Below are 15,767 nucleotides of genomic sequence, written 5' to 3'. Positions count from 1 at the left end.
CCAACGTCATCTTCCGCAAGCAGATCGCCGAGGCCGAGGACCCCGAGGCCATGCGTGCCCGCATGGTCAAGGAGTACAAGGCCGAGCTGATGCACGCCTACTACGCCGCGGAGCGCGGCCTGGTCGACGACGTGATCGACCCGGCCGAGACGCGCGAGGTGCTGATCGCCTCCCTCGCCATGCTCCGCACCAAGCACGCAGACCTGCCGTCACGCAAGCACGGCAACCCCCCGCAGTAATCCTGCGACGAACCCGAGGAAGACGGAGCACCAGATGAGTGAATCCTTGCTGCGCGTCGAGAAGGGCCACGCCGAGCCCGAGGAGCTGGCCGCGATCACCGCGATCCTGATGGCCCGCGCCGCGAACCGTTCCGACGGCGCCCCGGCCCATCACGGCCGCTCCACCGCCGGCTGGCGCCGCCTGGAGCGCACCCCGGGCTTCCGCGCCCCGCACAGCTGGCAGGGCTGAGCCCCCGCTCTTTCGCAGCACGTACGACGAAGGCCCCCGTCCACTCCTCGGAGTGGCGGGGGCCTTTCTCGTCACTGCGCCGTCCCTGCCTACCGCAGCCGCGCCATCAGGGCGTGCTCGACGAGCGTGATCAGCGCGCTCTTGGCGTCCGCGCGGTGGCGGGCGTCGGTGGTGAGGATCGGGGTGTCGGGGCCGATCTGCAGCGCCTCGCGCACCTCGTCCGGGTTGTACGGCTGGTGTCCGTCGAAGCCGTTGAGGGCGATGACGAACGGCAGTCCGCTGTTCTCGAAGTAGTCGACGGCGGGGAAGCAGTCGGCGAGCCTCCTCGTGTCGACCAGGACGACAGCGCCGATGGCGCCGCGTACGAGGTCGTCCCACATGAACCAGAAGCGGTCCTGACCGGGCGTACCGAAGAGGTACAGGATCAGGTCCTGGTCCAGGGTGATACGGCCGAAGTCCATGGCCACCGTGGTGGTGGTCTTGTCTCCGGTGTGGGTGAGGTCGTCGATGCCCGCCGATGCGGACGTCATGACGGCCTCGGTGCGCAGCGGGTTGATCTCCGAGACGGCTCCGACGAACGTGGTCTTGCCCACGCCGAAGCCGCCCGCCACCACGATCTTCGCGGAGGTTGTGGAGCGGGCTGCTCCGCTGCTAGAGCTTGCGAAGTCCACTGAGCACCCTTTCGAGCAGTGTCACGTCTGGCTGACCGCCGGCGGACTCGTCGCCGCCGGGCTGGTGAATGGCTACAAGTCCGGCCTCGGCCAGGTCGGCGACGAGGATCCGGGCCACCCCGAGGGGGATGGTGAGAAGTGCCGAGATCTCGGCGACCGACTTGATCTCCCGGCACAGATGGCAGATCCGCTGGTGCTCGGGCAGCTGCCCTTGCAGACGTGACGGGTCCGCCGTGGTGCTGACCAGCGCCTCGATGGCGAGCTGGTAACGCGGCCTGGTGCGGCCGCCCGTCATGGCGTAAGGCCGGACCAGCGGGTTGTGGTTCGCCTGCGAAGCCGCGGGCGCGGGGGCCCGCCGTGCCTGCGCCGGCTGGACGCGCGGCTGCGGTTGCCGCTGCTGCGGCGGCTGCTGCTCGTACGACTGCGACCGGCTCGGCGCGGAGGGGAAGTTGAACCTGTTGTGCGAGGTGTCACCCTGATTCTGACCCTGGCCGTAAGGCCAGTTGGCCGAAGAACCGTCCGGGGGTGTTGCCACGTTTCCTCCTCCGACTGCCGGGCGCCCGATAGCTGTGGTGCCGCGTTCCCGAACATTAAAGCCCGTGGACACCAAAGCGCACTCTCTGTCTGTTAGTTGAGAAGACTTCCTTGCAGCTCGGCACGCAGGTCCGGAGTGAGGACACTGCCGGCCCTGTCCACCAGGAGAGCCATCTCGTAGCCCACGAGACCGATGTCGGCCTCCGGGTGGGCGAGTACGGCCAGCGAGGAACCGTCCGAGATCGACATGAGGAAGAGGAAGCCGCGCTCCATCTCCACCACGGTCTGGTTGACCGCGCCGCCCTCGAAGATCCGGGAGGCACCCGCGGTCAGCGAGGTCAGGCCGGAGGCCACCGCTGCCAGCTGGTCGGCGCGGTCCCGGGGGAAGCCTTCGGACATCGCCAGCAGGAGTCCGTCGGCGGAGACCACCACCGTGTGGGACACCCCGGGGGTGTTGTCCACGAAGTTGGTGATCAACCAGTTCAGATTCTGCGCCGCCTGGCTCATCGGGCTCACACTAACGCTCCTGGTTGTAGGTGTTGCCATGGCCACTGTTCTGATCGTAGGTGGCCGCCGTGTTCGTGTCCGTTCCCGCATTGCGACCCTGCTGGACACCGCGGCGCAGGTTGCTCAACCTGCCCCGTACGTCCTCGGGAGCGCGGGAGACCTGGGGGCCGCCCTGCGGGGTCTGCTCCGCGGTTCCCTCGACCAGGTTGGCCTTGGGCACCCGCCGGGGAAGACCGGAGGAGGTCACTCCGCCTGCCTTGGGCTCACGGAGCTTCTCCGCCCGCTGCCAGCGCTCGTCGTTCGACGAACGCCAGTCATCGGGTCCGGTGCTGCCCTTCCCGTCCCCGTTCAGCTGCGGCGCGTCGTGCTGCGGCTGCTGGGCGACGACCGGCTGCTGCTGCGCTGCTTCCTGTCCCACGGACTGCCCGGCCGACTCCCCGCCGGGCTGCCAGTGCTGCTGGCCGCCACGCCGCGGGAGGCCGGCATCGGTCATCGCGTGGCCGGGGGCCGGGGCGGAACCGGGACGGTCGAAGCCTACGCGCTCCGGGTCGCTCGCGGGAGCGCCGGGCGCAGATTCCGCTTCCGACCCGAACGCCGGTTCGTAGGCGCCCTGGTAGGAACCCTGGTCCTGCCAGTTCCCCTGGTGGGAGGGGGAATCGTACGTGTCTTCGTACGTCGCCTGCGGGGCCGACTGGTCCTGGTACTCGGCGTCCGGATAGGTCTGGTACGACGGGTAGTCGTCGAACCCGCCCTGGTCGTACGCCGGCTGCTGGGGCTGCTCGTACTGCTGCTGCTGGGGGTCCTCGTACGACTGCTGCTGGTCGTCGTACGACGCCTGCTGCATCTCGTCACGGAACAGCGGGCGGTCGCCGGTGGCCTGGGCCTCCAGCTGCGCACGCCGCTCCTCACGCATCAGCGAACGGCCGACCGGGTCCAGCTGCGCGTCCTCGGCCTCGTTGTTGTAGCGCGAGTCGTCGAAGCCCAGCTCGGCCGCGGTGCGCATCGGAGCGCTCTCGTACGACTGCTGCTCGGGAATGATCGAGGAGACGGTGAAGTCGTCGTGCGGGAGCGCTTCGCCGCCGCCACCGTGGGTGATGGCGTCCGGGAGCATGACCAGCGACGTCGTACCGGCCTGCTCGCCCGAGGGGCGCAGCTGGACGCGGATGCTGTGCCGGTCCGCGAGGCGGCCGACCACGAACAGGCCCATGCGCTGCGAGACGGCGGCGTCGACCGTCGGCGGGTTCGCCAGCTTGTGGTTGATGTCCGCGAAGTCCTCGGCGGTGAGGCCGATTCCCTTGTCGTGGATCTCGACCATGACGCGGCCGTCGGGCAGCCGGGTCGCGGTCACGCGCACCTTCGTCTGCGGCGAGGAGAACGTGGTGGCGTTCTCCAGGAGCTCGGCGAGCAGGTGCACAAGGTCGGTCACGGCCTGGCCGTGGATCTCCGACTCCGGTACGCCGCTCAGCTCGATGCGCTCGTAGCTCTCCACCTCGGAGGAGGCGGCGCGCAGGACGTCGACCAGCGGAACCGGCTGGTTCCAGCGGCGGCCCGGCTCCTCGCCGGCGAGGACCAGGAGGTTCTCGCCGTTGCGGCGCATACGGGTCGCCAGGTGGTCCAGCTTGAAGAGGTTCTCCAGCTGGTCCGGGTCGGCCTCGTTGTTCTCGAGGTCGGTGATCAGCGTCAGCTGGCCCTCGATGAGGGACTGGTTGCGGCGCGAGAGGTTGGTGAAGATCGCGTTGACGTTGCCACGGAGCATGGCCTGCTCGGCCGCGAGCCGGACAGCCTCGCGGTGCACCTGGTCGAAGGCGCGGGCGACCTCGCCGATCTCGTCGTGCGACGTGATCGGGATCGGCTCCACACGGGTGTCGACGCGGCCCGGCTCCGTACGGGAGAGCTGGTCGACCAGCATCGGCAGGCGCTGCTCGGCGATACCGAAGGCGGCGGTGCGCAGCTGGCGCATGGCGTTACTCATCTGGCGGGCCATGAGACCGGCCAGGATGACCGAGGTGAGCAGCGCGATGACGACGATCAGACCGTTGACGATGGCGTCGGTCTTGGCGTCGGAGGAGATCGTCGCGGCCTCCTCCACCGCCTTGTCCACAAGGTCGTTCTCGATCTCGGTGTAGCCGTCGAACTTGGCGGTCGCGGCGGCCATCCAGACCTCGGGCGTGACGCCCTTCGCCTTCAGGCCCGAAGGCTTGCCCTGGCCGATCTCCTCGGCCATGCCGTCGAGGATCGAGCCGCCCTTGCTCGGCGGAGCCTTGAAGGGGACGCCGGCCTGCTGGGCCTGCTGCTTGGCGGCGGCGAGCTTCTTGGCGCCGTCCTCCGCCTTGCCCTTCATGATGCGCTCGAGCTTGTCGGTGTCCTCCTGCGTACCGCCGGAGACGTACTCGCCGAGGGCGATCTGCTCCAGGTAGTTGTACGAGTTGAACGCGACCGTCTGCTTCGCGAGCTTCTCCGGGTCGCCGCTCGGGCGGACCAGGAGGTGCACGCCGATGGAACGCTGGAGCGACGTGGCGGCCTTGGCGAGCTGGACGGCGTAGACCGTACGGCCGTAGGCGGTGATGTTGCCGGTGCCGAGACCCAGCTCGTTCGACAGCTCCATCAGGTAGTGGTGGATCTGGACGTAACCCTCTTCGGTCTTCACCGGGTCGAGGGCCTCGCTGTACGCGGCCTTGCGGAGCGCGGCGAGCTTCGGCTCCTCCTTGGCGAAGAGGCCGAGACGGCGCTCGAGGCCCTGCTTCTTAGGGATGTCCGTGGAGGCCTCCGCGAAGTTCTTCGCGGCCTCGTCGGTCAGGGCGTACGCCTGGGTGACCTCGGAGCTCGTGCGCTTGCCCCGGAGGAGCGGGGCGGCCGTCAGGTCACGCTCGTTGAGCAGCGCCTGGCCGTACTCGGAAGCGGCGCGGACGAGAACCGCGGTCTTCTCGGCGTCCTGTGCTTCCTGCCAGGTGTCGACCGAGGCCTTGACCTGGAAGCCGCCCATGACGAGGCCGACCAGCACGGGTATGAGCAGGATCGCGTTCAGCCGGGTGGGCACACGCCAGTTGCGCGGCGAGAACCGGCTGCTGCTGCCACTGCCCTTGCCGCCGCTGCCCGCGGGGGCTGCGACAGCGGGCGAGGCCGCGTGGGACGTCGCTGTGCGGGGCGGCGGGGTGAAGTTGCCCCGCGCGCCCTGCTGCTGTGCGGAGCTCGTCTTGCTACGCCTCACTCGACCAACAACCTCTCGGCGCCGGCACCTACGTTGTGCCGTTTTTTCGTTCAGGGCCGTACTACTCGGGAGTTCGACGAATTCCAGCATGCGGAGTGGCTGCGTTCCAAACAGCGGGAACCGGCCATTCCGAGTGGTGTAAGCCTCAGATAAAACGGTCAAAAAGAGCGAGCCCCGCCAAATGGCGAGGCCAATGTGAGCGCAGCGGCACCGCGCGAACGCGTGCGGTGGCCATGCCCGGTCAATTCTCTTTCGAAACGTTATGAACAGAGGGGCGGAGAGTGTCAAAGGACACAGTCCGCCCCCTAACCCGCTACGACAACTGGTGTATGCGAGGGACTACTTGAGACGTGCCATCAGCGCGTGCTCCACGAGCGTGATCAGACCGCTCTTGGCGTCGGCCCGATGGCGGGCGTCGGTGGTGATGATCGGGGTACCGGGGCCGATCTGCAGGGCCTCGCGCACCTCGTCGGGGGTGTACGGCTGGTGCCCCTCGAAGCCGTTGAGGGCGATGACGAACGGCAGTCCGCTGTTCTCGAAGTAGTCGACCGCGGGGAAGCAGTCGGCGAGGCGGCGGGTGTCCACCAGCACCACGGCGCCGATCGCGCCGCGTACGAGGTCGTCCCACATGAACCAGAAGCGGTCCTGACCGGGCGTACCGAAGAGGTACAGGATCAGGTCCTGGTCCAGGGTGATACGGCCGAAGTCCATGGCTACGGTCGTCGTCGTCTTGCCACCGGTGTGCGTGAGGTCGTCGATACCGGCGCTCGCGCTGGTCATGACGGCCTCGGTGCGCAGCGGGTCGATCTCGGAGACGGCGCCCACGAACGTCGTCTTGCCGACGCCGAAGCCACCCGCCACCACGATCTTCGCGGAGGTTGTGGAGCGGGCCGTTCCGCCGCTAGAGCTTCCGAAGTCCACTGAGCACCCTTTCCAGCAGCGTTACATCCGGCGTGCCGCCGGCCTCTCCATTGCCCGGCTGGTGGATCGCCACCATGCCGGCCTCCGCCAGGTCGGCGACGAGGATCCGCGCGACACCGAGTGGCATCGACAGCAGCGCCGAAACCTCGGCCACCGACTTGACCTCGCGGCACAGGTGGCAGATCCGCTGGTGCTCGGGCAGCAGGGAGGAGAGGTGCGCAGGGTCGGCAGTGGTGCTGACCAGCGCTTCGATGGCGAGCTGATAGCGGGGCCGGGTCCGGCCGCCGGTCATCGCGTACGGACGTACCAGCGGCTGGTCGCCTTCCTGATCGTACGACGCGTCGAGGCGCGCTCCGTACGGATCACGAGAGGCGGGGGGCGGGGTCATGGATCGATCCTCCGGGCATGACAGCAGTGGATGGGCCTGCCGTCTGACGGGGCCGGGGTGGGGGGCTTCTGCGCGGCCTGACGGTTTGTTTCTCGGCAATACCTGAGGGTGCGCTGCCTAGTGGAGAAGGCTTCCCTGAAGCTCCGCACGGAGGTCAGGGGTGAGCACGCTGCCGGCCCGGTCGACCAGCAGCGCCATTTCGTAACCGACGAGGCCGATGTCGCAGTCGGGGTGTGCGAGTACGGCGAGGGAGGAGCCGTCGGAGACGGACATGAGGAAGAGGAAACCGCGCTCCATCTCGACGACGGTCTGGGTCACAGCCCCGCCCTCGAAAATCCGGGAAGCCCCCGCGGTCAGCGAGGTCAGGCCGGAGGCCACGGCGGCCAGCTGGTCGGCGCGGTCACGCGGGAAGCCTTCGGACATCGCCAGAAGGAGTCCATCGGCGGAGACCACCACCGTGTGGGACACCCCTGGGGTGTTGTCCACGAAGTTGGTGATCAACCAGTTCAGATTCTGCGCCGCCTGGCTCATCGGACTCAACTAACGCTCCTGCTGGTGAGTGGGGTCAATGTTGAAACTCCCGGTCGACGAGCCGCTGCCGGCCTGCCGACCCTGCTGGATACCCCGACGAAGATTGGTCAGTCGGCCGCGTACGTCGTCTGGCGCACGCGAAACCTGCGGACCGGTCTGGTGGTTCTGCTGCTGCGCGGTTCCGGGCACCAGATTGGCGCGCGGGACGCGACGCGGCAGACCCGAGGTCGTGACACCGCCGGCTGCGGGCTTCTTGACCCGCTCGGCCTGCTTTACGAGTTCGTCGTTCGGCGAGGTGCGCCAGGCGGCGCCGTTGGTGGCGTTCGTACCGTTGGTGGTGCTGCTCGCGGCACCCGTGTCACGCGCCTGGGCGCGCTGCGGCATGGGAGGGGTGGCGGCGTGCGCGGCAGACGACTGCTGCGCGGACCGCCCGGACTGCTGGTGGGGCTGCTGGGGTGCGGCGGGCGCCTGCTGTTCGCCCTGCTGCTGCTGGAACCAGTTCGACTCGAGCGTGTCGAAGAGCGGCGTACGTCCGTCCCCGGGACCGGAGGCGGGCGGCAGCTCGTGCTGCTGCGGCTGCGGGGGCAGGCTCGCGGCGGGCTGACGCGGCGCGCCGCCACCGGGGTTGCCGGCGTTGTCGCGTCCGTGCCTGCGCGGCGCCGGGGCGAGGGCCTGCGGCCCGCCCTGGTTCTGACCGCCCTGGTTCTGGCCTGCCGGGGGGCGGCCCTGGCCCGGACGGCGGCCCTGGCCCTGCTGGACCGGCCCGCCGTAGGCGCCGGCCGGGTTGGCCTGCTGCGGGGCGCCGAAGTCCGGCCGGGGGAGCTGCGCCGTGGACGCGGGGTCCAGGGGGCCGGGCAGCTCGGGCCGCTGGTACTGGCCGGTCTGGCCGCTGCCCTGCGGAACGTTGCCGTGCGGGGCGTTGTTCTGCGGGGCGTTGGACGTGGGCCTGGCGAACTGGCCCGCGGAGGCGGAGTCCTGCGGACCGCGCTTTCCGGGGCGCTCGTACTGACCGGTGGACGCCGGGCCCACCGGACCGCGGACGTCGGAGCGCTCGAACACGCCGCCCGAGGCGGGCGCCGGCGCGTCCGGCGTCGCGGGCGCGTCGAAGTTCGGCCGCTGGAACTCCGCGGTGGCGCCGGAGCCCTGCCGGGAAGCCGCGTCCGCCTCTTCGTGGCCGCGCGGCTGGTCGTTGCCCCAGCTGGTGGTCTGCGGGCGCGCCGGACGCTGCTGGCCCGGGTTGCCGCCGGGCAGCTCGGCGCGGGCGCCGCCCCGGTTCGGCTGCTGCGGACGGCCCTGGTCGCCCTGGGCCGGGCCGCCGTTCTTCTGGAAGGCGTTGGGGCGTACGTCGGGACGCTCGTGGTTGCCGGCCTGGCGGCCGCCGCCGAAGGCACCGCCGAGCCCGCCGCCGGACTGCTGACCCTGCGCGGGGGCGCTGTCGCGTCCGGGCAGCGCCGCACGCGAACCGGAGCCCGTGACCTGACCACGCGCGCCGCCGGGACCGGCGGGCAGCCGCCCGGCCGGAGCGGGGCCGCCGCCGAGCGCACCGGGACCGGCCGCCATACGGCCGCCGGGACCGGAGGGCACCTGCGGCTGAGCGGCGGCGCCGGTCTTCGCCGGAGCCTTCTTGCCACCCTGGGCGACATCGACCGGCAGCATGACCAGCGCGGTCGTACCACCGGAGTCGGAGGGGCGCAGCTGGATACGGATGCCGTGTCGCAGGGACAGGCGGCCGACCACGAACAGACCCATGCGGCGCGAGACCGAGACGTCCACGGTGGGCGGCGAGGCGAGCCGCTCGTTGATCGCCGCGAGGTCCTCGGGGGAGAGGCCGATACCGGTGTCGTGGATCTCGACGAGCACACGCCCGTCGGGGAGCGCGTGACCGGTGACGCGGACCTTGGTCTGCGGGGAGGAGAAGGAGGTCGCGTTCTCGAGCAGCTCGGCGAGCAGGTGCACGAGGTCGTTGACCACGCGGCCGGCGACCTCGGTGCCGGGCACCGAGGAGAGCTCGATGCGCTCGTACTGCTCCACCTCGGAGGCGGCGGCACGGAGCACGTCGACGAGCGGCACCGGCCGGGTCCAGCGGCGGCCGGGCTCTTCACCGGCGAGAACGAGCAGGTTCTCACCGTTACGGCGCATGCGGGTCGCGAGGTGGTCGAGCTTGAAGAGCGAGGACAGCTGGTCGGGGTCGGCCTCGCGCGACTCCAGCTCGGAGATGAGCGAGAGCTGACGCTGGATGAGACCCTGCGAACGCCGCGACAGGTTGGTGAACATCGCGTTGACGTTGCCTCGCAGCAGCGCCTGCTCGGCGGCCAGACGGACCGCCTCGCGGTGCACGTCGTCGAATGCCGCGGCCACCTGGCCGATCTCGTCGCGCGAGTGCACACCGACGGACTCCACGGACGTGTCGACGTCCTGCGGGTCGGCCTCGGACAGCTGCTTGACGAGCTCGGGGAGACGGTCCTGGGCGACGCGGGTCGCGGTGTCCTGGAGGCGGCGCAGCGAGCGGATCATGGAGCGGGCCACGACGAACGCGCCGACGAGGGAGACGCCGAGGACGAGCAGGATCAGTACACCGTTGAGGATGGCGTCCTGCTGCGACTCGTTGCGCAGCTCGCGGGCCTTCTGCTCCATCTCGTTGAGGAGCGTGGCCTCGATGCGCTTCATCGCGTCGATCTTGGTGGTGTCCGCGTCGACCCAGTCCATGTACGAACGCTCGGGCTCGGACTTGAGCCTGCCCGGCGTCGAGAGCACCCGGCTCGCGTACTTGTCGGCGGCCGCGATGGTGACCTCGCCGTTGTCGAGCGCGGAGGTCAGCTCTTCGTTGTCACCGACGTAGACCTGGTCGAACTGCTTGAGCGCGGCCTCCTCGCTGTCCATCGCGGACTTGGCGTAGAGGCGGTCGTTCTCGGTGAGCGTGCCGCTCTCGCGGTCGTTCGCCGGCAGGGAGGCGGCGATGATCGCGCGCTGGATGGACGCGTACTCCTTGGCGGCGGAGAACGCGGACAGCGCACGCGTCCGCTTGATCATCTCCGGGTTGGAGGTGGCCTGCGCCATGTCCTGGGAGAGGCTCAGCAGCGAGTCGATCAGCTGGTTGTAGTTGTTGACCGTCTGCGAGTTGGTCGTCTTCTTCTGGTACGCGCCTTCGCGGATCTGGCGGATCGAGTTCAGCCGCATCGCGATCTGGTAGAGGCTGCCCTCGATGCTCTCGAGGCTCTCGTCACCGTTCGGCTCGATGTGCTGGGTGCCCGCGATGAACGCGTCCTTGGCCCGGTCCGTCTTCTCCCGGGGACCCTTGACCTTGAAGTCGGCGGGGCTGGTGCCGTTGGCGAGCGGACCGGCCGACTTGTCGCGCTCCTCCTGGAGCGCCTGGGCGAGCTCGGTCGCCTGCTTGGTCATGTCGGTCAGCAGCTGCATGTGCTCCAGCTGCTCCATGTCGTTCATGGACTCGTTGATGCGCAGACCACCGAGGGTGGTCGCCGCGACCACCGGCAGGGCCAGCAGGGAGACCAGACGGGTGCTGATGCGCCAGTTGCGCAGGGCTATTCGTGAGCCCGTGGAAGTGGGCTCCTTGGCTTTCGCCGGAGCCGCCTGCTCACCACCGCCCTTGACCCCGTTGCGTGCGGCACGATCGCCGCCGCCGGCCGTGGCCGACGCGTGGTTTTGGGCGTGCTGGGGCGAGGATCCGCGGTCGGTCCCGCGCGGCTCCTGCTCCGCCGCAGCGCTGCCATCCCTCTTGAAACGTCCCTGCACTAGCGTCGCAACCTCTGGACCAGGCGTTCCTCCGGGTGAACGGCGGAACGGTGTCGAGTCGTGGGGCACCGAGCGGCCCCATGGGTGGTCGTGAGTGACCGGCGCTTCTCCCCTTCCCGCCGCCACTCGGCGCTGCGTTGCGCCCTGCGCGCCGGCTGGAATCTCGCGGCGGTCCGGGGAATTCCAGCACAGTGCCGGATCTCCAACAAGGCCCGCGTGTCGGCCCGTGGCCGGAGTGACACCGCGTGAGTGGTGGGTTACCAGGTGTAGAGGGAGTTCAGGCTTAAAAGGGGCAAAAGTGATCGAGTCGCTTAGGGGTAGGGGGTGTCCCAGTCCTGATGATCAGGAGCGGAATGATGCTTTCAGTGGCACAATGTCCGTTTCCTCTCCCCCTGGACCTCGCCCGGAATGGTCGATTTGCCCACCATCTCGTGAGGAAACTCACACGTCTTTCCTGAGTGCTTCACATCTTTGGCGGGGATCCGGATGTTTAGCCTGACGCTTTACAGGGATGGCGAATCCGACAATCACCGCGCCCAGGCGGCGCCCGTACCGACAAGGCCCGAACAGCAGATGAAGACCATGACCGTGTCGACGTTTCGCAGCACCGCAAACCCCCGCCGCACCACGCTGGTGCATCTGGAGGACGCCGCGGACCTGCGGGACGCCGAGCGGCCCGAGCACCCCGTCGACCTCCCCTCCGAGACGGCCAACCCGCGCCGGACCATCCTCATGGAAGCCCCCGCGGCGTAGGCAGGCACGGCGGCGATTCGGGAGGTCGGACGCCCCGGCCGCGTTAGCCTGGGGCGTCAGTCTCCAGCCAGCCAGCAAGTAAGGGGCGGCAGCATCCCGTGCGTATCGCCAGGTTCTCCATCGACGGCAATGTGGCCTTCGGCGCGGTCAACGCGGCCGCCGGCGAACGCGGACCCGACGACCTCGTCCTCGACATCATCAAGGGCATCCCGTACGCCGACTTCGAGCTCTCCGGCGTCAAGGTCCCGCTGAGCAAGGTGCGCCTCCTGCCGCCCGTGCTCCCCAGCAAGGTCGTGGCCATCGGCCGCAACTACGCTGAGCACGCGGCGGAGCTCGGCAACGAGGTGCCCGGCGTACCCATCACCTTCTTCAAGCCCTCCACCTCGGTGATCGGTCCGGGCGACGACATCGCGTACCCCTCCTTCTCCAGCGAGCTGCACCACGAGGCCGAACTGGCCGTGGTCATCGGCCGCATGTGCCGCGAGGTCCCGCGCGAGCGCGTCAAGGACGTCATCCTCGGCTACACCTGCGCCAACGACGTCACCGCACGCGACGTCCAGCAGCGCGAGAAGCAGTGGGCCAGGGCCAAGGGCTTCGACACCTCGTGCCCGCTCGGCCCGTGGGTGGAGACCGACATCGACCCCGGTGACCTCGCCATCCAGTGCACGGTCAACGGCGAACAGCGCCAGCTGGGTCGTACGAGCGACATGGTCCGCTCCGTCGAGGACCTGATCGTGCACATCTCCGAGGCCATGACGCTGCTCCCGGGCGACGTCATCCTCACGGGGACCCCGGCCGGAGTCGGACCCCTGAACGTCGGCGACGAAGTCGCCGTCACCATCGAAGGCATCGGCACTCTCACCAACAAGGTGATCAAGCGTGGCTAGCGCACCCGTACGTGTACGTTTCTGTCCCTCGCCGACCGGCAACCCCCACGTGGGCCTGGTCCGCACCGCCCTGTTCAACTGGGCCTTCGCCCGGCACAACGGCGGCACGATGGTCTTCCGCATCGAGGACACCGACGCCGCCCGCGACTCCGAGGAGTCGTACAACCAGCTGCTCGACTCGCTGCGCTGGCTGGGCCTCGACTGGGACGAGGGGCCCGAGGTGGGCGGCCCGCACGCCCCGTACCGCCAGTCCCAGCGGATGGACATCTACAAGGACGTCGCCCAGAAGCTGATGGCGGGCGGGTACGCGTACGAGTGCTTCTGCACCGCCCTGGAGCTGGAGGTCCGCCGCGACGCGGCCCGCGCCGCCGGCAAGCCCTCGGGTTACGACGGCACCTGCCGCAACCTCAGCGCCGACCGGATCGAGCGGTACAAGGCCGAGGGCCGTGAGGCCATCGTCCGCTTCCGGATGCCCGACGAGCCGATCACCTTCACGGACCTCGTCCGCGGTGAGCTGACGTTCAACCCGGACAACGTCCCGGACTACGGCATCGTCCGCGCCAACGGCGCCCCGCTCTACACGCTCGTCAACCCCGTCGACGACGCGCTGATGGAGATCACCCACGTCCTGCGCGGCGAAGACCTGCTGTCCTCCACCCCGCGCCAGATCGCGCTCTACAAGGCGCTGATCGAGCTGGGCATCGCCAAGGAGATCCCGCAGTTCGGGCACCTCCCGTACGTCATGGGCGAGGGCAACAAGAAGCTCTCCAAGCGCGACCCGGAGGCCTCGCTCAACCTCTACCGCGAGCGCGGTTTCCTCCGGGAGGGCCTGCTGAACTACCTGTCCCTCCTGGGCTGGTCGATCGCCGAGGACCGCGACATCTTCACGATCGAGGAGATGGTGGCGGCCTTCGACATCAAGGACGTCAACGCCAACCCGGCGCGCTTCGACCTGAAGAAGTGCGAGCACATCAACGCCGAGCACCTGCGCAAGCTCTCCGTGGAGGAGTTCACGGCGGCGTGCGAGCCGTGGCTGAAGGCGCCGTACGCGAACTGGAAGCCGGAATCGTTCGACCGCGCGGCCTTCGAGCGGATCGCCCCGCACGCCCAGACCCGCGTGACGGTCCTGTCCGACATCACCGCCAACGTCGACTTCCTGTTCCTCGACGAGCCGGTCGAGGACGAGACGTCCTGGGCGAAGGCGATGAAGGGTGAGCCCGTACCGCTGCTCACCACCGCCCGCGCCAAGCTCGAAGCGGCCGACTGGACCAGCCCCGAGGCCCTCAAGGAGGCCGTCCTGGCCGCCGGCGAGGAGCACGGCCTGAAGCTCGGCAAGGCCCAGGCCCCGGTCCGCGTCGCGGTCACCGGCCGCACGGTCGGCCTGCCGCTCTTCGAGTCCCTGGAGATCCTGGGCAAGGAGAAGACCCTGGCCCGCATCGACGCGGCGCTGGCGAAGCTGGCGGGCTGAGCGCCCCGACACGCCGACGAGGCCCGGACCTCATGAGGGTCCGGGCCTCGTGGCGTCCGGGCGCGGGACGGTTCAGCCCTCGGCGACGATCGCCCGCGCGGCGGCGACCCTCTTCTCGTGCGGCCCGCGCAGCCTCCGGAGCACGACGGCGTCCTTGGCGATCGTCGTTTCCTGAGGCCGGGACTCCACCGCGAGCCAGGTCTCGGGCAGCCCGGTGTCGTTCTTGCGGGCGACATCGGCCCGGGCGATCGCCTCCTCGTCCGTCACCGGCCCCTTGCCGAATTCCTCACCTCGAACAGATCGAGCGGCCGATATTCGAGTCGCCGCCGCGCCGACCTCGAGGTAGTCGCAGTCCTTCCGGAAGTCCTTGACGGCCTGCCCGAGGCAGCCTTTCACCAGAATTCGCCTTCCCTTGTATCCGACGGGTCCGGACTTCTTCTCGGCGCCTCGCGTTCCGTACAGAACGAGGATTTCGCCCCGGCCGAGTCCGGGAAGCGCGCAGCCCCGCGCCAGTGGGACATGCGGCAGTTCTGGCCGATCAGGCCGACGCCCAGCGAGGCGATCTCGTTGTACGTCTGGAGGGCGACCTGCATGTTGCCGTCGCAGAAAGAGGCGGCGTTGCTCTTCACCGGCCGGCCCTGACCGGCTCGCATGCTCATTGCCACAGATAAGCCAAGAGAATTCCCCGAGGGTCAGAAATGGAACTCTGAGTTCCAATGGGAATGCAGGGTTCCGGCCGCGTCGGGCGTCCCTCGCGCGTACGTTGGGCCCCATGGCCATCCGCGCCGTCCTGTGGGACGTCGACGACACCCTCTTCGACTACGCCCGCGCCGACACCGCCGCCCTGGGCGCCCATCTCGCCGTCGAGGGACTGCTCGACCGCTACCGCACCGTCGAGGACGCGCTGGCGCGATGGAAGGAGCTCACGGCCTTCCACTGGCGCCGCTTCGAGGACGGCGGGCGCACCTTCGAGGATCAGCGCCGGGACCGGGTGCGCGACTTCCTCGCGGCCCCCGTGCTCACCGACGCCGAGGCGGACGCCTGGTTCGGGCGGTACGTCGCGCACTACGAGGCCGCGTGGGAGCTCTTTCCCGACGCCGTCCCGGTGCTCGACCTGCTCGCGGGTGACTACCGTCACGCTGTCCTGTCGAACTCCAGCATCCACAACCAGGACCGCAAGCTGCGCGTCCTCGGCGTACGCGACCGCTTCGAGGTGCTGCTGTGCGCCGCCGAGCTGGGCTGCTCCAAGCCCGCCGTCGAGGCGTTCCACGCCGCCTGCGATGCCCTCGGCCTGCCTCCGTGCGAGGTCGCGTACGTCGGTGACCAGCCCGACATCGACGCCCGGGGTGCCGTCGACGCGGGACTCATGGGCATCTGGCTCGACCGCGGCGGACTGGGCGGCCGTCCGGAGCTGGTCAGGATCACCGGGCTTGAGCAGCTACCTGGGCTGTTGCGGGGCGATACCCGTTTTGGAGCGCCGTCCACCTTCGGGTAATGTTCCTTCTGCGCCGCCCGAGAGGGCCGAAAGGTCCGGCCGGGAAGCGCAAACCAAACAAACCCCCACCAGGGGGTTGCGTTTTGGTGGGCTATGGTGTAATTGGCAGCACGAGGGTTTCTGGTTCCCTTAGTCTAGGTTCGAGTCCTGGTAGCCCAGCTCGCAGGAGCTGTCGTAGTACAT

At 69.3% G+C, this 15,767-nt stretch carries 16 protein-coding genes and 1 tRNA gene; 7 read left to right on the top strand and 10 right to left on the bottom strand.

Going from position 1 to position 15,767, the window contains the following annotated elements; genetic code table 11:
• Both ACWIHY_RS30910 and ACWIHY_RS30905 read left to right on the top strand, forming a co-directional pair.
• Positions 1–239: carboxyl transferase domain-containing protein (locus ACWIHY_RS30910; RefSeq protein ID WP_454379306.1), on the top strand; the 239-nt coding region annotated here is incomplete at its 5' end.
• Positions 240–273: 34 nt separating this feature from the next.
• On the top strand, positions 274–468 hold the full coding sequence (locus ACWIHY_RS30905; protein WP_454379304.1) for an acyl-CoA carboxylase subunit epsilon: 195 nt from the start codon (positions 274–276) through the stop codon (positions 466–468).
• A gap of 89 nt (positions 469–557) precedes the next feature.
• Here ACWIHY_RS30905 and ACWIHY_RS30900 read toward each other — a convergent pair whose 3' ends face one another.
• The 8 genes from ACWIHY_RS30900 to ACWIHY_RS30865 form a co-directional block, all read right to left on the bottom strand.
• Complete coding sequence (locus ACWIHY_RS30900; protein ID WP_028813754.1) at positions 558–1,139, bottom strand: GTP-binding protein; 582 nt, start codon at positions 1,137–1,139, stop codon at positions 558–560.
• Positions 1,120–1,674, bottom strand: a complete 555-nt coding sequence (locus ACWIHY_RS30895; protein ID WP_454379302.1) for a DUF742 domain-containing protein — start codon at positions 1,672–1,674, stop codon at positions 1,120–1,122. The genes ACWIHY_RS30900 and ACWIHY_RS30895 overlap by 20 nt, the downstream gene beginning before the upstream one ends.
• Before the next feature lie 92 nt (positions 1,675–1,766).
• The gene (locus ACWIHY_RS30890) at positions 1,767–2,180 is read right to left on the bottom strand and encodes a roadblock/LC7 domain-containing protein (protein WP_037649449.1); all 414 of its coding nucleotides are present in this window, start codon (positions 2,178–2,180) and stop codon (positions 1,767–1,769) included.
• A 10-nt stretch (positions 2,181–2,190) separates the two neighbouring features.
• Positions 2,191–5,388, bottom strand: a complete 3,198-nt coding sequence (locus tag ACWIHY_RS30885) for a nitrate- and nitrite sensing domain-containing protein (RefSeq protein WP_454379301.1) — start codon at positions 5,386–5,388, stop codon at positions 2,191–2,193.
• A gap of 339 nt (positions 5,389–5,727) precedes the next feature.
• Positions 5,728–6,309, bottom strand: coding sequence for a GTP-binding protein (locus tag ACWIHY_RS30880; RefSeq protein WP_214974999.1), 582 nt, complete (start codon positions 6,307–6,309; stop codon positions 5,728–5,730).
• Complete coding sequence (locus ACWIHY_RS30875; RefSeq protein ID WP_454379300.1) at positions 6,290–6,697, bottom strand: DUF742 domain-containing protein; 408 nt, start codon at positions 6,695–6,697, stop codon at positions 6,290–6,292. Before ACWIHY_RS30875 ends, ACWIHY_RS30880 begins: the two co-directional genes overlap by 20 nt.
• A 117-nt stretch (positions 6,698–6,814) precedes the next feature.
• The gene (locus tag ACWIHY_RS30870) at positions 6,815–7,228 is read right to left on the bottom strand and encodes a roadblock/LC7 domain-containing protein (RefSeq protein WP_037649408.1); all 414 of its coding nucleotides are present in this window, start codon (positions 7,226–7,228) and stop codon (positions 6,815–6,817) included.
• Between the two features lie 9 nt (positions 7,229–7,237).
• Positions 7,238–10,981 (bottom strand): nitrate- and nitrite sensing domain-containing protein, encoded by a 3,744-nt coding sequence (locus ACWIHY_RS30865; RefSeq protein ID WP_454379298.1) that lies wholly within the window; start codon positions 10,979–10,981, stop codon positions 7,238–7,240.
• A 573-nt stretch (positions 10,982–11,554) separates the two neighbouring features.
• Here ACWIHY_RS30865 and ACWIHY_RS30860 point away from each other — a divergent pair.
• The 3 genes from ACWIHY_RS30860 to gltX all read left to right on the top strand — a co-directional run bounded on the left by ACWIHY_RS30860 (position 11,555) and on the right by gltX (position 14,089).
• Positions 11,555–11,734 (top strand): hypothetical protein, encoded by a 180-nt coding sequence (locus ACWIHY_RS30860; RefSeq protein WP_454379297.1) that lies wholly within the window; start codon positions 11,555–11,557, stop codon positions 11,732–11,734.
• Positions 11,735–11,832: 98 nt separating this feature from the next.
• Positions 11,833–12,621 (top strand): fumarylacetoacetate hydrolase family protein, encoded by a 789-nt coding sequence (locus ACWIHY_RS30855; protein WP_454379295.1) that lies wholly within the window; start codon positions 11,833–11,835, stop codon positions 12,619–12,621.
• Complete coding sequence (gene gltX / locus ACWIHY_RS30850; RefSeq protein WP_454379293.1) at positions 12,614–14,089, top strand: glutamate--tRNA ligase; 1,476 nt, start codon at positions 12,614–12,616, stop codon at positions 14,087–14,089. The genes ACWIHY_RS30855 and gltX overlap by 8 nt, the downstream gene beginning before the upstream one ends.
• 72 nt (positions 14,090–14,161) lie before the next feature.
• Here the strand turns inward: gltX and ACWIHY_RS30845 are convergent, their stop codons facing one another.
• A complete protein-coding gene (locus ACWIHY_RS30845; RefSeq protein WP_454379291.1) occupies positions 14,162–14,485 on the bottom strand; it encodes a hypothetical protein in 324 nt (107 codons plus the stop codon).
• Complete coding sequence (locus ACWIHY_RS30840) at positions 14,482–14,748, bottom strand: hypothetical protein (RefSeq protein ID WP_454379289.1); 267 nt, start codon at positions 14,746–14,748, stop codon at positions 14,482–14,484. The genes ACWIHY_RS30845 and ACWIHY_RS30840 overlap by 4 nt, the downstream gene beginning before the upstream one ends.
• A 113-nt stretch (positions 14,749–14,861) precedes the next feature.
• Between ACWIHY_RS30840 and ACWIHY_RS30835 the strand changes: the two genes are divergently transcribed.
• On the top strand, positions 14,862–15,584 hold the full coding sequence (locus ACWIHY_RS30835; protein WP_454379287.1) for an HAD family hydrolase: 723 nt from the start codon (positions 14,862–14,864) through the stop codon (positions 15,582–15,584).
• Between the two features lie 87 nt (positions 15,585–15,671).
• Positions 15,672–15,743 (top strand) — tRNA-Gln (locus ACWIHY_RS30830).
• Positions 15,744–15,767: the final 24 nt, after the last annotated feature.

Source organism: Streptomyces sp. NPDC055287, assembly GCF_053646035.1.
Note: the sequence above shows the minus strand (reverse complement) of the source record. Positions and strands in the feature narration are given on the sequence as shown.